We start from the raw sequence: 16,625 nt of genomic DNA, 5'->3' as shown, positions 1-16,625 counted from the left end.
TCCAGCGTCTTTCCCGCATGTATCAATGCACGGTGCCACCCCGGGTCGGGTGCAGATCACGTGCAGGCTGATGCAGGCCGGTCGCGCGCTTGCGCGAACTCAACGCTCCCAATGCGGAAACGGATCGTCCAGCAGTTGCCATTGCGCCGGGCCCTGGCGCAGTTCGTGATCGCTGAGAAGGCACGCGTCCAGCGCAGCGCGCGTGCCCGGTGCATCCATGTCCACGCCGATTACCGCCAGCTCCTGGCGGCGGTCGCCCCATAGCGGATGCCATAGCCGCTGCATCGCGGCGTATTCGCTGGCATCGCCTACTTCGTGCAATTGCGGCAGCGGCGCGGTCCAGCACTGGGTCTGCTGACGCTGCCAGCCAATGTCGGTGTACGGCAGCGGGGTGATGCTGGTCTGCAGCGGCTCGCCGATCGCGTGTGCATCCACGCGATGGCGTGCGGCAAACCAGAAGCCGGCGGCATTGGTTTGCGTGGCACCGCCCACGCTGGACAACTCGCCCACCCAATCCATGCGACTGGCCAGCCAGAAAAAGCCCTTGCTGCGAATCACTTGCGGCAGACCGCTGTGCACCATCCGCGCGAAGCGCTGCGGATGGAACGGCCGGCGCGCGCGGTACACGAAACTGCTGATGCCGTATTCCTCGGTCTCCGGCGTGTGCTGGCCGCGCAACTCCTGCATCCAGCCCGGCGCCAGCTGCGCACGGGTGAAATCGAAGCGCCCGGTATCGAGCAAGCTGCGCAGCGGCACCTCGCCATGCGTGGCATCCACAATCGCCGCCTCGCGATTGAGCGCACGCAATACCGCGCGCAGCCGCATCAGTTGCTGCGTATCGATACGGTCGCACTTGCTGATCACCAGCACGTCGGCGAACTCCACCTGTTCGCCCAGCAACTGCACCAGCCCGCGCGTATCGTCCGGGCCGGCTTGCTGACCAAGTTCGGCCAACGTGGCGGCCGAGCCGAAATCCTGCAGAAAGCGGCTGCCGTCCACCACCGTCACCATGGTGTCGAGCCGGGCGATATCCGACAGGCTGAAGCCATCGGCATCGCGCACCGCGAAGGTGGCCGCCACCGGCATCGGCTCGGCGATGCCGGTCGATTCGATCAACAGATAGTCGTAGCGCTTCTGTTCGGCCAGCCGCCGCACTTCCTGCAGCAGGTCGTCGCGCAGCGTGCAGCAGATGCAGCCGTTGCTGAATTCCACCAGCGTCTCTTCGGTGCGTCGCAAGGCCGCGCCGCCGTCGCGTACCAGCTGCGCGTCGATGTTGACCTCGCTCATGTCGTTGACGATCACCGCTACGCGCAGGCCGTCGCGGTTATGCAGGATGCGGTTGAGCAAGGTGGTCTTGCCGGCACCGAGGAAGCCGGACAACACGGTGACGGGAAGACGTGAATCGCGCTTGGGGGACAGGGACATCCTGACAGCCTGGCTGGAGTGAAGTGTTACTATATAACACTTACTCGACAGGGCACGCTCCATGCGCGTTACCGCTTCTGTGCTGGATCGCTCGGCCATCGCGCTGTCCAGCCTGTGTCTGTTGCACTGTCTGGCCCTGCCGCTGCTGGCCGCCGCACTCCCGCTGCTAGGCGCCTGGAGCCGGGCCGAATGGGTGCATCTGGTGTTCGCCACCGCCGCCGTGCCGCTGAGCGGCTACGCGCTGTGGAGCAGCCATCGCCGACACGCACTGCCCGCGCCGGTGTGGGCATTGGCGGCCTTCGGACTGGCCGGCCTGGTGCTCGGCGCAAGCGGGGTGGCCGGTGGCGCGCTGGAAACCCCGATCACGGTGACCGGCAGCCTGCTGCTGGCCAGCACGCATCTGGTCAATCTGCGGCTACGTCGCCGCGCGGGGCATTGCGCGAGCTAGGTGCAAGCCCCGCGTGCGCTCGCGGCCTGCTTTTTCCATGGCAGCGCAGCGGCGCGCAAAAACATGTTGCAGACAACACGTATCACGCACGCGCCTGCAGCGGGATTCGAACGCCAGCTTGCGCTACAGCGAAAAGCCCAGCAGCACCGGGTCGTGGTCGGAACTGCGCCACGGACCGGCCAGATTGCGCTTGGCGTAACCGGCATCGTCCATGACATCGGCGTTGATATGCCATTCCACCGCGCCGCGCAGTTGCTTGGCCATCGCTGGGCTTAGCAAGGCGTGGTCCAGCCGCCCGCTCATGCCATCGTAGACGTAGCTGTAAGGCTGTTTCACTCCGGCCACTGCGAACGCGTCCTGCCAGCCGCTGGCGCGCAGGCTGCGCATCGGGCTCTCCATGGCGTAGGCGTTGAAGTCGCCCAGCAGCACGGCAAGTTTGGTCTGCGCGCCGGTGGGGTCGGTCTGCAACCACTGGTGCAGGCGCTTGGCCGACTCGGTGCGGGTGGCGTTCCAGCAAGCCTGGCCGTCGCGCTGGTCGGCATCGGCGCCGCTGGCGGTGCCGCACCCCTTGGACTTGAAGTGGTTGGCAACCAACACGAAGGTCGCGCCGCGGGTGCTGCGAAACGCCTGCGCCAACGGCACACGGCTGTGGCTGTCGAACGGCCCGCCGGTCAAAGTGGCCGGCTTGCCGACCGGGGTGACCTGGGTGCTGCGATAGACGATGCCGACCCGGATCGCATCATCACCCGGGCCGCTGCCGGTGTCGACGAACTGCCAGTCCTTGTCCTTGCCGGCGGCATTGAGCGCGGCCACCAGTTGCGCCACTGCGGCATCGGCACCGTTGCCGTCGTTTTCCAGCTCCATCAACGCGGCTACGTCGGCGCGCAACGGCACGATGGTGGACACCAGCTTGGCCAGCTGCGCCTGGAACTGCTCATGCGTGCGCGCACCGCGCTTGGTCGGAAACCCGCCGCCGCGGCCATTGCCGTTGAAGAAGTTCTCCAGGTTGAACGAGGCAATGCGCAGATCGCCGCCGACCTGCGGCGCCACCGCAGTCGGCATGGCTGGCAGCGTCAGCGGATTCAGCACCTGGATGCGGTAGTTGCCGTCGTAGCGCTGGTCGACGATGCCATCGACCGACTTGAGCAGGCTGCCGGCGCGCAACACCGCATCTGCCGGCAGATAGGCCACCGTCTTGGGGCTGCGGCCATTGCGTGCATCGTCCAGCAGCACCCGGCGGCGTGCGTTCTCCGCCTCCAGCTGCGTGAAAGCCGCAGTGCCGGTCGCGGCCACTTCGCTCGGCTGCCACAAGCGCCCACCGAAGGCGGCGACCAGCTCGCCATAAGTCTCCAGGCGATCGCTGCCGTTGAGCGTCAGCGCAGCGATGCGCACATGCTCGCCTTCGAGCGCTTCCCAGTTGGCCGGCGGCCCGCTGAGCATGCGCACCGGTACCGGCTGGCCGCTGGCGAGCCGCTCGATGCTGCTGGCATCCACCGTGGTCAGGCTCGCCTCGCCGCCTGCCGACACTTCGCGCACCGTGCCGATGATGCGCACGCGATCACCCGCTGCCACCTCGGCATCGCCGGCGCCGGTGACGAACAGGCCGTGCGAGCGCCGCGGCTCAAACCCGGGCTGCTGCACGAACAGGCCGGCAAGGCCGATGCGGGTATCGGCAGTGACGATACCTTCCACCTCCACCACGCGGCCGTCGTAAGGGCTACGCGTGTCTTCGCCCTGCACATCGGCGATCGACAGGCGTTGCGGCGCGCCATCGGCGGCACTGCCCAGCAGCGGAGCCAGCAGACCGATCACACCGAGCACAACAAGCGAGCAACGCGACATCGACACACTCCAGAAAGACGTAGACCAAAATGCAAGCGCCGCCCGGAAGGCGGCGCATGAGCAGCTGAGCGTTGCAACAGGCTAACAAACCGCTGCGAACTGCGACCAGATGGTGCGTGGAGGCGCTTGTTTCAGGCGCCTACTTCAGATTGCCCAGCATCCAATCGACCGTGGCACGGACCTGTTCTTCGGTCAGCGCCGGGTTGCCGCCCTTGGCCGGCATGATGCCGCCGTCCGGGCCGGTGTAGCCCTCGATCGCGTGCTTGTACAAGGTGTCCTTGCCCTGGGCGATGCGCGCGTCCCAATGCGAATGATCCAACGTCGGCGCCTTGCCTACGCCGGTGGTATGGCAGGCGGTGCACAGATTGTCGAAGATGGTCTTGCCATCGGTGCTGCCGCCATAGGCAGACTGCGAGGAGGCCTTGGCCAGTGCTGCTGCCTGAGCCGCCGCTTGTGCGGATGCGCCGGTGGTGCCGGCATATACCGCACCGGCCGGTGCGATGCGTTGCTGCACGCGTTTGGCCGCAGTGGGCGAGACTTCGTCGGGAATGGCGCGTTGCAAATAGGCTGCCAGGGCGATCAGGCCCAGGGTGATCACTACAAGTAGTCCGATCACCATCGAGAATTTTTTCAGGAACTCGAGGTCGTAATTCCGCACGCGCTCACCCCTGGCTGTTGGTCGAAGACCTCTGCTAGCGCCGGAGTATAGAGCACAGTTCGCGCCAGTCTGGCCACTGTGCATGACAGTTATCGCCGCGATGCGTCCTGCAGCTTGGCGGGCTGTACGTCTTGTGTGTAGCCACCTCGCGTGCCGCTGGCAAATTGCCGCGATGCCGCATGACGGAGCCGCTTGGCACTACCCCTTCCGCAGCAGAACCCGCTTGCCCGCGTGATGACCAGGCGCTGGTCGAACCCCGCAGGTCCCGGATGGCGCGTTGGTCTCGTTTCGTGGAATTGCGTATCATTCCCATCAACCCACGGTGACGCGGTTCTCGCTTCGCCCGGTCCCGCTTACGAGGAGTCGCCGCGATGAAGTCCTTTCTGCTGTCCTGCCTGGCCTTGGCCAGCATCAGTCTGTCTGCCCAGGCCCATGAAATCTGGATCGAGCGCGACGGCAGCGGCCCGGTGCGCATCTACTTCGGCGAGCCGGCGCAGGACACCCTCGACCACGGCGAAGACGAGATCAAGCGCGTGGTCAAGCCGACCGTGTTCGGCACGGCCGGCAAGGCCGGTGCGTTACAGCGCGGCAGCGAGTTCCTCACCGCGCCGCTGTCCGGCACCGGCGATGCCTGGTTGAGCGACGACAGCGTATTCGAGCCTTGGAAGGGCGAAGCCGGCGGTTTCGAGACGGTGAGCTATTACGCCCGCGCCGGCCGCGCCACGCCCGCGGCCAAGCTCGATTTCGAACTGGTGCCCACTGCCGCCAACAGCAACACGCTAACCGTGCTCTATCGCAACAAGCCGCTGCCCAAGGTCGAGGTGACGGTGATCGATCCGCAGAAGTGGCAGAAGACGCTGACCTCCGATGCCAAGGGCCAGGTGACCTTGCCCAAGCTGCGCGCCGGCCGCCACATCCTGGTCGCCACCAACAAGGAGCCGGTGAAGCGCGAGATCGCCGGCAAGCAGGTGGCGATGATCCACCACATCAGCACGTTGACCTTCCTGGCCGAGTAAGTCGGCCGCACATGCAGCACAGCTGATGTCTACCGCACCGCCCCTGTCGCTTCCCTGGTTCAGGCGCCCCTGGCTGGGCGTGCTTGCGCGCACGCTGGCCGCGATCTTTGGCGGCTATGCATTGGCCAGCGCCACCAATCTGTTGCTGGCGCTGGTACTGCCGATGCCGCCCAGCGAAGCGGTGCTGACCAGCATGCTGGTCGGCATCGTGGTGTGCGCGTGTGCCCCGCTGTGGGCCTTTGCCACCGCCAGCGTGTGGCGGGCGTGGGCAGGCATCGCGGTGCCGGCGGCGCTGATGTTTGCGCTGGCCGCATGGCTGCAACGGAGCGTGGCATGAAGCAGGGATTCCGCCAGTCGATGGCGTGGCTGCACACCTGGACCGGCCTGCTGGTCGGCTGGGTGTTGCTGCTGATCTTCATGGGCGGCACGGCGAGTTATTACCGCGACGAAATCAGTCGCTGGATGCGCCCGGAACTGCCCACCACCACGGTGAGCAACGCGACCGCACTGCGCAGTGCCGAACAGTATCTGCAAGCGCATGCGGCCGATGCGCAGAGCTGGAACATCACCTTGCCGGACACGCGCAATCCGGTGGTGAGCATGTACTGGCAAAATCCTGCGCCGGCCGATGGCAAACCGGCCAGCCGCCGCGAGATGTATGGCAATGCCATCATCGACCCGGCCACCAGCAAGGAGATCGCCGCACGCGACACCCTGGGCGGCGACTTCTTCTATCGGCTGCATTTCGATCTGCATTATCTGCCGGTGATGTGGTCGCGCTATATCGTGGGTTTCTGCGCGATGTTCATGCTGGTGGCGATCATCAGCGGGGTGATCACGCACAAGAAGATCTTCAAGGATTTCTTTACCTTTCGCCCGGGCAAGGGCCTGCGCTCGTGGCTGGATTTCCACAATGTCAGCGCGGTGACCGCGTTGCCGTACCACGCGATGATCACCTACACCGGCATCGTGACCTTGATGTTCATGTACCTGCCGTGGGGCATCAAAGCGCAGTACCCCGACAACGAAATGCGTTTCTACGAAGAATCCGCCAACCGGGTTGCCGATACGCGGAAGGCATCGGGCACACCGGCGCGCATGCTGCCGCTGGAACAGTTCATGGCGCGTGCGCGCAGCGACTGGCGCGGTGGCGAGATCGGCAACGTGGCGGTGTCGCTTCCCAACGATGCGCATGCCGCGGTCGGCGTGACTCAGGTGGCCGGCAGTCTCTCGACCGATGCGCCGTCCATTCTGTTCGATGCGATCAGCGGCCAGCGCCTGCAGCGTAGCGGCGCGCCAGGCGGTGCCAGCCAGACGCGCGGCACGATGGTGGGCCTGCATATCGCCCACTTTGCCGGGCCATGGATGCGCGCGCTGTTCTTCGGCTCCGGTTTGCTCGGTTATTTGATGGTGGCCAGCGGTGTGGTGATGTGGGCGGTGAAAGAACGCCCCAAACATCTCAAAGCCGGGCGCATCGGCTTCGGGCTGCGTCTGGTGGATGCGCTCAACATCGGCGCGGTTGCCGGCTTGCCGATCGCCTTTGCCAGTTTCTTCTGGGCCAACCGATTGCTACCGGTGACGTTGGACGCACGCGCGGCGATGGAGGCCAATCTGTTTTTCGCTGCATGGGCCACCGCATTGCTGGCCGCCTTCGTCTGGCCACGGCGCGCGATGTGGAGCTGGCAGCTGTATCTGGGCGCAGCCTTGTTCGCGCTGGTGCCGCTGCTCAATGCGATTACCACCGATGTGCATCTGGGCGTGACGTTGCCGGCCGGGCAATGGGCGCTGGCCGGTGTCGATCTGGTGTGCCTGTTCCTTGGCGTGTGTCTGGGGATCGCAGGTTGGCGTTTGCAGCATTGGAAGGCCCCGCAATCGGCATCTGCGCGACGCGCGCGCGCCGCTGCGCCTGCGCAGAACAGCGTGCCGATACAGGAAAGCGCATGAGTGTATTGCTGTTGCTGGCACTGAATTTTTCGGGATTCGCTGCGTTATGCCTGGCGATGGACAAGCATCAGCAGGAGATACGCGGCCGCATGCTGGGCGCTGCGCGCTCGCGGCAACTGCGCGTGCTGGGTTGGCTGCTGTTGCTGCTCACCTTTGGCCTGGCGGTGCACGCGCAGGGCTGGGGCATCGGTTCGGTGTTGTGGATTGGCACCTTGACCGGTGCTGCGGCGTTGCTGTCGCTGTGGTTGCTGCCGTATCGGCGTGGATTGATTCTGCCGACAGCTGTGGCCGCGCCAGTGCTGGCCGGTGTGGTGCAGCTGTTGGTTGGTTGAAAATTCGAGCGTGGCGTCATGTCTCGCGCGCGCAACCCGTTACACCACGATGGGCGGAGCGCCCCAACTCCGCCCGTCGCGCGGCAGGCGGCCATCGTCGAGCACGTGCAGCACCTGCTCGGGCTGCAGCATGTCCAGGAACAGCACCACGTTGATGCCCTCCGGCAGCGCCATGCTGGGAAAGATCACGCCGGGAATCCCTGCCTCGCGCAGCATGTCGCCGAGTACCCAGCTCACCGGTTCGATCTTGTTGACCATTGCCTTGCGCCAGTCCTCGGTCCAATCGGCCCAGAGCGGATCCCAGCTTGCATCGAGCAGGCGCAAATCGGCCAACGCGGGCAGATCGGCGGCGTAACTGACCAACGTAAACGGTGGTAGAAACGGCGCGGCCTGCGCGTATTCGGCGGCAGCGGTTTCCAGTTGCTGCGAGAGATACAAGGCGGGTTGACCGAAACGATTGAAGCGCCCGCCCGAGCGCGCGGCACCGGCGCCGCTCAGCGGTTCGGCGGCCCAGCGCGGGGTGAAGGCGCGATACAACGTGCAGTGCGCCGGGGCGCTCAGCTTCAACCGGCAGCCCCCGCTTCAACGGTGCGCAGGTAGGTCAATGCATCGTCGGTGCGGCCCTGTTTGACCACCTCCAGCAAGGTGGCGAATTCGAATGCGGGGATCGGCGTGTTCTTGAGGTGGAACACCACCTGACGTTCGTCCGGCTGGACTTGCGTCATCGCCACCAGCAAGCGCGACAGGTTGCGCAGCAGGTCCTGCACGCGCGGGCTTTCCGGGTGCACGCGCAGGCTGTTGCGATGCACGCCGGCCAGTTCGGCCAGCTCCTGTTGCGATAGATCCAGCAGGCCGGCCATCGCCGACGGCGACAGGATGGTGCGATCCGGCACGCGCAGGCGTTCGGTCAGGGCCAGGGGATTGAGGACGGCGACCATCGCACGACTCCAGCAAGGGGTTTGCACAGTATATGCACAGCCAGGTGCATCAATGAAGCACAGCTGGTGTGTGGTCAGTGCACCGTCAGCTGGCCGGCTGCCGCGCACCCACCGCGCGCAAGCAGAAGCCGCAGATCGCCTCGACCAGTTGCTCGCCCTGTTGCGGATCGCCGCGGCTGGGGGCAACCGGGCCCACCAAGGCCTCGGTGAAGGCGCCGACGATGCAGGCCGCCGCTGCGTCCAGCGATTGCTGCGGGAACTCACCGGCGGCCACGCCTTCGGCGAGCAGCTGGCGGAACACCTCGCCAAACAGGCGCCGGCCGCGGATGCGCTCGGCATCCACTTCGCTTTCCACCGGCTCGGCGATGAACGCATAGGCCAACGCAGGGCCGGCCAGCGCACGCCGCACGAAGGTGGCAATGGCGCTGCGCAGGCGCTCGGCGGCACTGGCCTGGGTGGTGGCGATGGTGCGCAGGATGGTCATCTCGCGCTGCACGGCTTCGTTAAGAACTTCCACGAAAAGGTCAGCTTTCGAAGGGAAATGTCGGTAAATCTGCCCGGTCGAGACGCCGGCTGCGGCGGCGACGGCGGTCACCGGCGCATTGCGGTAGCCGCCTTCGGCGATCAGGGCGCGGGCCGCGTGCAGGATGCGTTCGCGGTTGCCGGCCAGGCGTTCTTCCATCAGGGCGGAGCGTCGATAAGCCATGGTGTGATTCTGGGTTCAATAGTTGAATTTTAGTTCACTTTTTCACTGCGGACCGCTAGGCTGCGCACAAACGCCGTGCGGCCTACCCGCTCCCACCCGGCACATCCCGATCCCTGCGGAGTCGTTCCATGCACGTGCCGTCCTTGAACTTCGCGCTTGGCGAAGAAATCGATCTGCTGCGCGAAAGCGTGGCGGCCTTCGCCAACCACCATATTGCCCCGCTTGCGGCCGCTGCCGATCAGGACAATGTCTTCCCCGCGCAGCTGTGGCGCCTGTTCGGCGAGCAGGGCCTGCTCGGGCTGACCGTGGAAGAAGAGTACGGCGGCAGCGGCATGGGCTACCTGGCACATGTGGTGGCGATGGAGGAAATCTCGCGGGCCGGCGGCGCGATCGGGCTGTCCTACGGCGCGCACTCCAACCTGTGCCTCAACCAGCTGCGCAAGAACGCCACGCCCGAGCAGAAGCAGCGCTACCTGCCCAAGCTGTGCACCGGCGAGCATATTGGCGCGCTGGCGATGAGCGAGGCCGGCTCCGGCTCGGACGTGGTGTCGATGAAGCTGCGTGCCGACGCGCGCGGCGACCGCTTTGTGCTCAACGGCAACAAGATGTGGATCACCAACGGCCCGGACGCCGATGTGCTGGTGGTGTACGCCAAGACCGATCCGGCCGCCGGCGCACGCGGCATCACCGCCTTCATCGTCGAAAAGGGCATGCCCGGCTTTTCCACCGCGCAGAAGCTCGACAAGCTCGGCATGCGCGGCTCCAACACCTGCGAATTGGTGTTCACCGATTGCGAAGTGCCGGCCGAGAACGTGCTGGGCACGCTCAACGGTGGCGTGCGCGTACTGATGTCCGGATTGGATTTCGAACGGGTGGTGTTGGCCGGTGGCCCGTTGGGATTGATGGCCGCCGCGATGGATGTGGTGCTGCCGTACGTGCACGAGCGCAAGCAGTTCGGCGAGCCGATCGGCACCTTCCAGTTGATGCAGGCCAAGCTGGCCGACATGTACGTCGGGCTCAACGCCTGCCGCGCGTACGTGTATGCGGTGGCGCGCGCCTGCGATGCCGGGCAGACCACACGCCAGGACGCGGCCGGCGCGATTCTCTACGCCGCCGAAAAAGCGACCTGGCTCACCGGCCAGGCGATCCAGGTATTGGGTGGTAACGGCTACATCAACGACTACCCCACCGGGCGCCTGTGGCGCGATGCCAAGCTGTACGAGATTGGTGCAGGCACCTCGGAGATCCGACGCATGTTGATCGGCCGCGAGTTGTTCGAACGCACCGCCTGATGGAGCCATCATGAGTGTGATCACCAGCCAGCTGCAGATCAGTAGCGAGAGCTTCCAACACAACGCTGCCGCACTGCGCGCAGTGATCGAGGATCTGCGCCGCACGCTGGCGCAGACTGCATTGGGCGGCAGCGAAGCCGCTCGCGCCAAGCACACCGCCCGCGGCAAATTGCTGGTGCGCGATCGCATCGATGCTTTGCTTGATCCGGGCAGCGCCTTGCTGGAAATCGCGCCGCTGGCCGCGCACGGCATGTACGACGATCAGGTGCCCTGCGCCGGCGTGGTGGCCGGTATCGGGCGCGTGTCCGGGGTGGAATGCGTGATCGTGGCCAACGATGCCACGGTCAAGGGTGGCACCTATTATCCGATGACGGTGAAGAAGCATCTGCGCGCGCAGGAAATCGCGCAGCAGAATCGCTTGCCGTGCATCTACCTGGTCGATTCCGGCGGCGCGTTCCTGCCGCTGCAGGATGAAGTGTTTCCCGACCGCGATCACTTCGGGCGCATCTTTTACAACCAGGCCAATCTGTCGGCCAACGGCATTCCGCAGATCGCCTGCGTGATGGGCTCCTGCACCGCCGGCGGTGCGTACGTGCCGGCGATGAGCGATGAGACGGTGATCGTGCGCGAGCAAGGCACCATCTTTCTTGGCGGCCCACCGCTGGTGAAAGCCGCCACCGGCGAAGAGGTCAGTGCCGAAGAACTTGGCGGTGCGGATGTGCATACGCGCATCTCCGGGGTGGCCGATCACTTTGCCGACAACGATCTGCAGGCCTTGGCGCGCGTGCGCGCCATCATCGCGCAACTCAATTGGCGCAAGCCGGCAGCAACATTGGCACTGCGTGCACCACTGCCGCCGCGGCATGCCGCCGACGAACTGTATGGCGTGATTCCTGCCGATACACGCAAGCCGTTCGATGTGCGCGAAGTGATCGCACGCATCGTCGACGACTCGCAGCTGGACGAATTCAAACCGCGCTATGGCAGCACTCTGGTCACCGGCTTTGCGCATCTGCATGGCTACCCGGTGGGCATCATCGCCAACAACGGCATCCTGTTTTCCGAGTCTGCGCTCAAGGGCGCGCACTTCATCGAGCTGTGCACGCAGCGCGGCATTCCGCTGGTGTTTTTGCAGAACATCACCGGCTTTATGGTCGGGCGCAAATACGAGCACGGCGGCATCGCCAAGGACGGCGCCAAGCTGGTGATGGCGGTGGCCTGCGCCAAGGTGCCCAAGTTCACCGTGGTGATCGGCGGCTCGTTCGGTGCCGGCAATTACGGCATGTGCGGCCGCGCATACTCGCCGAACTTTCTATGGATGTGGCCGAATGCACGCATCGGCGTGATGGGCGGCGAGCAGGCCGCCAGCGTCTTGGCCACCGTGCGCCGCGACGGAATCGAAGCCAAGGGCGGTGCGTGGTCGGGCGAAGAAGAGGACGCGTTCAAGGCGCCGATCCGGGCGCAGTTCGAGCAGCAAGGGCATCCGTACTACGCCAGTGCGCGCTTGTGGGACGACGGCATCATCGACCCGGCCGATACGCGGCGTGTGCTGGGGCTGGGTCTGTCGGCTGCGTTGAATGCGCCGATCGAAACGACACGCTTTGGCGTGTTTCGGATGTGAGCTGGTGAACAGAACCGTTTTTTATCGCAATACCGCCGCCATGGCGACGTGCAGAGAACTTCGTCATGACCCAACGCGAATCCAACGCCACAGCAACACAGCCGTACTTCGACAAGATCCTGATCGCCAATCGCGGCGAGATCGCGTGCCGGGTCATTGCCACCTGTCGCAAGCTCGGCATCGCGACGGTGGCGGTGTACTCGGATGCCGATCGCGACGCACGGCATGTACGTCTGGCCGATGAAGCGATCCATATCGGTCCGGCACCGGCGCAGCAGAGTTATTTGCGCGGCGAGGTCATTCTCGATGCCGCACGCGCAAGCGGCGCGCAGGCGATCCATCCGGGTTATGGGTTTCTTTCGGAAAATGCGGCGTTTGCCGATGCCTGTGCGCAGGCCGGCATCGTGTTTATCGGCCCACCCGCAGCCGCGATTCGCGCGATGGGCGACAAGAGTGCGGCCAAGGCGCTGATGCAACGCGCCGGCGTGCCGTTGACGCCGGGCTACCACGGCGACGAACAGGCGCCGGCTTTCCTGCGCGCGCAGGCCGATGCGATCGGCTATCCCGTCTTGATCAAGGCCAGTGCTGGCGGCGGTGGCAAGGGCATGCGCCGCGTGGATGCCAGCGCTGCCTTCGAAGAGGCCTTGGCCAGCTGCCAGCGCGAGGCCCAGTCGGCGTTCGGCAATGCGCAGGTGCTGGTGGAAAAGTATGTTGAACGACCACGGCATATCGAGATCCAGGTGTTTGGCGATACGCAGGGCGAGGTGGTGTATCTGTTCGAACGCGACTGCTCGGTGCAGCGCCGCCATCAAAAGGTGCTGGAAGAAGCGCCCGCCCCCGGCATGAGCGAACAACGCCGTGCAGCGATGGGCAAGGCCGCCGTGGACGCCGCACGCGCCGTGGGCTATGTCGGTGCGGGTACGGTGGAGTTCATTGCAGGCCCGGATGGCGATTTCTATTTCATGGAAATGAACACCCGGCTGCAGGTCGAGCACCCGGTGACCGAGTTGATTACCGGTACCGATCTGGTCGAGTGGCAGCTGCGTGTGGCTGCCGGCGAGCCGTTGCCGCAGCGTCAGCACGAATTGCGAATCCACGGACATGCGCTGGAAGCGCGCCTGTATGCAGAGGATGCCGAGCGCGGCTTTCTGCCTTCGACCGGCACGCTGCGGCAGCTGCAGCTGCCTGCATCCAGTGCGCATGTGCGCATCGATGCGGGTGTGGAGCAAGGCGACACCATCAGCCCGTATTACGACCCGATGATCGCCAAACTGATCGTGTGGGATGTGGATCGCCCCGCTGCGCTTGCACGCATGCGTCAGGCGCTTGCGCAGTGCCACGCGGTCGGCGTCACGACCAATAGTGCATTTCTGTCGCGTCTGATCGGTACCAAGGCGTTTGCCTCGGCCGATCTGGACACCGCATTGATCGAACGCGAGCATGCGGCCCTGTTTCCGCAAGCGCATGCGCCAGACAGTGCGTGGTGGTGCCTGGCTGCCGTGCTGATGGCCGAGGCGGTACCCAACGCCACGCCCGATCCGGCCGACCCGTTCTCGCCATGGGGAAACACCGATGGATGGCGTATCGGCGCGCATGCGGCCCAGGCCATCACGCTGGAGGCCGCAGGCGAGCGGCGCCAGCTAGGCGTGCGTCGGCTGGCCGATGCTTGGCAGGTCACTTGCCTGGGCAACACGCACGCACTGCGCTACCAAACGCAGGGCACCGCGCTACGCGTGGAGATGGATGGACGGCAATGGCGCGCACAGGTGCTGCGCGACGGCAGCACGCTGACCCTGATCGGCGCTGAAGACCGTGCGGTCTTCCGCCACCACGACGCATTGGTCGAGGCAGATCAACCCGCGCATGAAACCGGCGGCCTGACCGCACCGATGCCGGGCCGCATCGTGTCGCTGGTTGCCGCGGTCGGCCAGCCGGTCACGCGCGGGCAAGCCCTGGTGGTGCTCGAAGCGATGAAGATGGAACACACCCTGCACGCCCCCGGCGATGGCACCGTGCAGGCGTATCTGGTCGCAGAAGGCGATCTGGTCGCCGATGGCGTCGCGCTAGTGGAATTTGTGTCCGTCCGCGTCTGCGTAGCGCCGCACCAAAGGGTGACCAACGGCACGCTCGTGTGCGCGGGCATTGCGCCTAGCGTTAGGAAAAGCGGCCGGCGTGGCCGCGATTCTCACCGGAGGCTTTCATGCAACGCCTGCTTCTTGTTTCCAGCATCGTGCTGGCGCTGGCTGCCTGCAGCGACAAAACCGCGTCCACGACCGATCAGGCCGCACCGCCCGCAGCAACCGCGACAGCGCCGGCAGCACCGCCGGAACTGATCACCCGCGATGCGCTGTTCGGCAATCCCGAGCGCGCCAACGTGACCATCAGCCCGGGTGGCAAATACCTCAGCTGGGTGGCACCGCTGGAGGGCGTGCTCAATGTCTGGGTCGCGCCGGTGGATGCGCCGGATCAGGCGCGTGCAATCACCAAGGACACCGCCCGCGGCATCCGCAATTATTTCTGGACGTATCAACCCAATACGCTGCTGTATCTGCGCGATGACGGCGGCGATGAAGACTTCCATCTGTTCTCGGTCAATCTGACCGATGGCAGCAGCAAGGACCTCACGCCGTTCAAGAAGACCACGGCCGAGATGTACCGCGTCAGCGCGCAGCATGCCGAATCGATCATGGTCGGCATGAACGACCGCGACGCCAAGTGGCACGATCTATACCGGGTCGACCTGGCCTCGGGCAAGCGCACCCTGGTGCAGAAGAACACCGACAGTCTGGAAAGCTATCTGCTCGACGGCGACTACCGACTGCGCTACGCCACCCGCGCCACCGACGATGCCGGCAGAGAACTGCTGGTGCCCGACGGCAAGGCATGGAAGAGCGTGGACCGCATCCCGTTCGAAGATGTCACCAATACCGCGCCCGAGGGGCTTACCGACGACGGCAAGACGCTGTACATGCAGGATTCGCGCCACCGCGACACCTCGGCGCTGTATGCGATCGACACCGCCAGCAATGCACGCACGCTGCTGTTCGAAAACCCGCGCGCCGATGTCGGCACCACCTTGAACGACCCCAGAACCGGCGTAGTGCAGGCGGTGTCCACCGACTACCTGCGCGAAGAGTGGAAGGCCTTGGATACCGGCATCGCCGCCGATCTGCAGAAACTCAAATCACTTGGCGCAGGCGATGCCAGCATCGCATCACGCACGCTCGATGACCGCACCTGGATCGTGGCGTATTCGGCAGCGGAAACACCGCTCACCTACTACCGCTACGATCGCGCCGATGGCGGCAAGCTGACCAAGCTGTTCTCCGCCCGACCTGCGCTGGATGGCAAACCGCTGGTGCCGATGTGGCCACAGGAACTGACCTCGCGCGACGGCCTCAAGCTGGTCAGCTATCTCACCCTGCCCGCCGAGGCCGACGCCAACCACGACGGCAAAGCGGATAAACCGGTGCCGCTGGTGCTGTTCGTGCATGGCGGCCCGTGGGCGCGCGATAGCTACGGCTACGGACCGTACGAGCAATGGTTGGCCAATCGCGGCTATGCGGTGCTGGCGGTCAATTTCCGCGGCTCCACCGGCTTCGGCAAGGCGTTCACCAATGCCGGCAACGGCGAGTGGGGCGGCAAGATGCACGACGACCTGCTCGACGCGGCGCAGTGGGCAGTCAAACAGGGCGTGACCACCCCCAACGAGGTCGCCATCATGGGCGGCAGCTACGGCGGCTACGCCACGCTGGCCGGCATGACCTTCACCCCGGACGCGTTCAAGTGCGGCGTGGACATCGTCGGCCCGGCCAACCTCAACACCTTGCTCGCCACCATCCCGCCGTACTGGGCCAGCTTCTACAAGCAGGCGACCAAGCGCATGGGCGACCCGGCCACCGCCGCCGGCAGGCAATGGCTGACCGATCGCTCACCGCTCACGCATGTCGACAAGATCAGCAAGCCGTTGTTGATCGGCCAGGGCGCCAACGACCCGCGCGTCAAACAGGCCGAGAGCGACCAGATCGTCAACGCGATGAAGGCCAAGAACATTCCGGTGACCTACGTGCTGTTCCCGGACGAAGGCCACGGCTTCCGGCGCCCGGAAAACAGCAAGGCCTTCAACGCAGTGACCGAAAGCTTCCTGGGCCAATGCCTGGGCGGCCGCGTGCAACCCATCGGCGAAGACCTGACCGGCTCCAGCATCACCGTCCCGGAAGGCGCCGACAAGGTGCAAGGCTTGAGCGATGCGTTGAAGACGCATACGCAGGCGATTCGGCGGTAATCGGCCAAAGGGGTCGCTCGCTTTACAGTGATGGCACCTGCTACTGCGCTCGCCTGCAAAGGCGAGCGCTGACGCATGCACCTCCGGCGTTCGAAGCACGCAGCACGCAGCACGCAGC

The 16,625-nt window shown here is 65.3% G+C and carries 14 protein-coding genes and 1 pseudogene; 9 read left to right on the top strand and 6 right to left on the bottom strand.

Going from position 1 to position 16,625, the window contains the following annotated elements:
* Nucleotides 1-99: 99 nt before the first annotated feature.
* Nucleotides 100-1,425, bottom strand: coding sequence for a GTP-binding protein (locus NDY25_RS12275; RefSeq protein ID WP_168958583.1), 1,326 nt, complete (start codon nt 1,423-1,425; stop codon nt 100-102).
* 61 nt (nt 1,426-1,486) lie between these two features.
* On the opposite strand from NDY25_RS12275, the gene NDY25_RS12270 reads away from it, so the two are divergent.
* A complete protein-coding gene (locus NDY25_RS12270) occupies nt 1,487-1,873 on the top strand; it encodes a MerC domain-containing protein (RefSeq protein ID WP_168958584.1) in 387 nt (128 codons plus the stop codon).
* A 123-nt stretch (nt 1,874-1,996) separates the two neighbouring features.
* Here the strand turns inward: NDY25_RS12270 and NDY25_RS12265 are convergent, their stop codons facing one another.
* Together NDY25_RS12265 and NDY25_RS12260 are read right to left on the bottom strand one after the other, a co-directional pair.
* On the bottom strand, nt 1,997-3,715 hold the full coding sequence (locus NDY25_RS12265) for an ExeM/NucH family extracellular endonuclease (protein WP_251754776.1): 1,719 nt from the start codon (nt 3,713-3,715) through the stop codon (nt 1,997-1,999).
* A 139-nt stretch (nt 3,716-3,854) separates the two neighbouring features.
* Complete coding sequence (locus NDY25_RS12260) at nt 3,855-4,373, bottom strand: c-type cytochrome (protein WP_074058609.1); 519 nt, start codon at nt 4,371-4,373, stop codon at nt 3,855-3,857.
* Nucleotides 4,374-4,744: 371 nt separating this feature from the next.
* Between NDY25_RS12260 and NDY25_RS12255 the strand changes: the two genes are divergently transcribed.
* The 4 genes from NDY25_RS12255 to NDY25_RS12240 are packed head-to-tail and all read left to right on the top strand — an operon-like array spanning nt 4,745 to nt 7,665.
* Nucleotides 4,745-5,389 (top strand): DUF4198 domain-containing protein, encoded by a 645-nt coding sequence (locus NDY25_RS12255; RefSeq protein WP_168958586.1) that lies wholly within the window; start codon nt 4,745-4,747, stop codon nt 5,387-5,389.
* A gap of 25 nt (nt 5,390-5,414) precedes the next feature.
* A complete protein-coding gene (locus NDY25_RS12250) occupies nt 5,415-5,726 on the top strand; it encodes a DUF3649 domain-containing protein (protein WP_128417191.1) in 312 nt (103 codons plus the stop codon).
* Nucleotides 5,723-7,333, top strand: coding sequence for a PepSY-associated TM helix domain-containing protein (locus NDY25_RS12245; RefSeq protein ID WP_168958587.1), 1,611 nt, complete (start codon nt 5,723-5,725; stop codon nt 7,331-7,333). The genes NDY25_RS12250 and NDY25_RS12245 overlap by 4 nt, the downstream gene beginning before the upstream one ends.
* Nucleotides 7,330-7,665, top strand: a complete 336-nt coding sequence (locus NDY25_RS12240) for a DUF3325 domain-containing protein (RefSeq protein WP_168958588.1) — start codon at nt 7,330-7,332, stop codon at nt 7,663-7,665. Before NDY25_RS12245 ends, NDY25_RS12240 begins: the two co-directional genes overlap by 4 nt.
* 39 nt (nt 7,666-7,704) lie before the next feature.
* Here the strand turns inward: NDY25_RS12240 and NDY25_RS12235 are convergent, their stop codons facing one another.
* The 3 genes from NDY25_RS12235 to NDY25_RS12225 all read right to left on the bottom strand — a co-directional run bounded on the left by NDY25_RS12235 (nt 7,705) and on the right by NDY25_RS12225 (nt 9,309).
* A complete protein-coding gene (locus NDY25_RS12235) occupies nt 7,705-8,232 on the bottom strand; it encodes an RES family NAD+ phosphorylase (protein WP_168958589.1) in 528 nt (175 codons plus the stop codon).
* Nucleotides 8,229-8,603 carry a DNA-binding protein gene (locus tag NDY25_RS12230; protein WP_104591888.1) on the bottom strand — a complete coding sequence of 125 codons (375 nt, stop codon included), beginning with the start codon at nt 8,601-8,603 and terminating at the stop codon, nt 8,229-8,231. The genes NDY25_RS12235 and NDY25_RS12230 overlap by 4 nt, the downstream gene beginning before the upstream one ends.
* An 85-nt stretch (nt 8,604-8,688) precedes the next feature.
* Nucleotides 8,689-9,309 carry a TetR/AcrR family transcriptional regulator gene (locus tag NDY25_RS12225; RefSeq protein ID WP_168958590.1) on the bottom strand — a complete coding sequence of 207 codons (621 nt, stop codon included), beginning with the start codon at nt 9,307-9,309 and terminating at the stop codon, nt 8,689-8,691.
* A 128-nt stretch (nt 9,310-9,437) separates the two neighbouring features.
* Between NDY25_RS12225 and NDY25_RS12220 the strand changes: the two genes are divergently transcribed.
* From NDY25_RS12220 to NDY25_RS12205, 4 genes and pseudogenes are all read left to right on the top strand, one after another.
* A complete protein-coding gene (locus NDY25_RS12220) occupies nt 9,438-10,601 on the top strand; it encodes an isovaleryl-CoA dehydrogenase (protein WP_168958591.1) in 1,164 nt (387 codons plus the stop codon).
* 10 nt (nt 10,602-10,611) lie between these two features.
* Nucleotides 10,612-12,222: a carboxyl transferase domain-containing protein gene (locus NDY25_RS12215; protein WP_256627472.1), complete on the top strand. Its 1,611-nt coding sequence runs from the start codon at nt 10,612-10,614 to the stop codon at nt 12,220-12,222.
* A gap of 65 nt (nt 12,223-12,287) precedes the next feature.
* A pseudogene (locus tag NDY25_RS12210) lies at nt 12,288-14,303 on the top strand (acetyl/propionyl/methylcrotonyl-CoA carboxylase subunit alpha); the annotation flags it as partial.
* A 119-nt stretch (nt 14,304-14,422) separates the two neighbouring features.
* The gene (locus tag NDY25_RS12205) at nt 14,423-16,507 is read left to right on the top strand and encodes a S9 family peptidase (RefSeq protein ID WP_168958594.1); all 2,085 of its coding nucleotides are present in this window, start codon (nt 14,423-14,425) and stop codon (nt 16,505-16,507) included.
* The last annotated feature ends 118 nt before the right edge of the window (nt 16,508-16,625 follow it).

The sequence above is a fragment of the Xanthomonas hortorum pv. pelargonii genome (genome assembly GCF_024499015.1).
Classification (GTDB): Bacteria; Pseudomonadota; Gammaproteobacteria; order Xanthomonadales; family Xanthomonadaceae; genus Xanthomonas; species Xanthomonas hortorum_B.
Note: the sequence above shows the minus strand (reverse complement) of the source record. Positions and strands in the feature narration are given on the sequence as shown.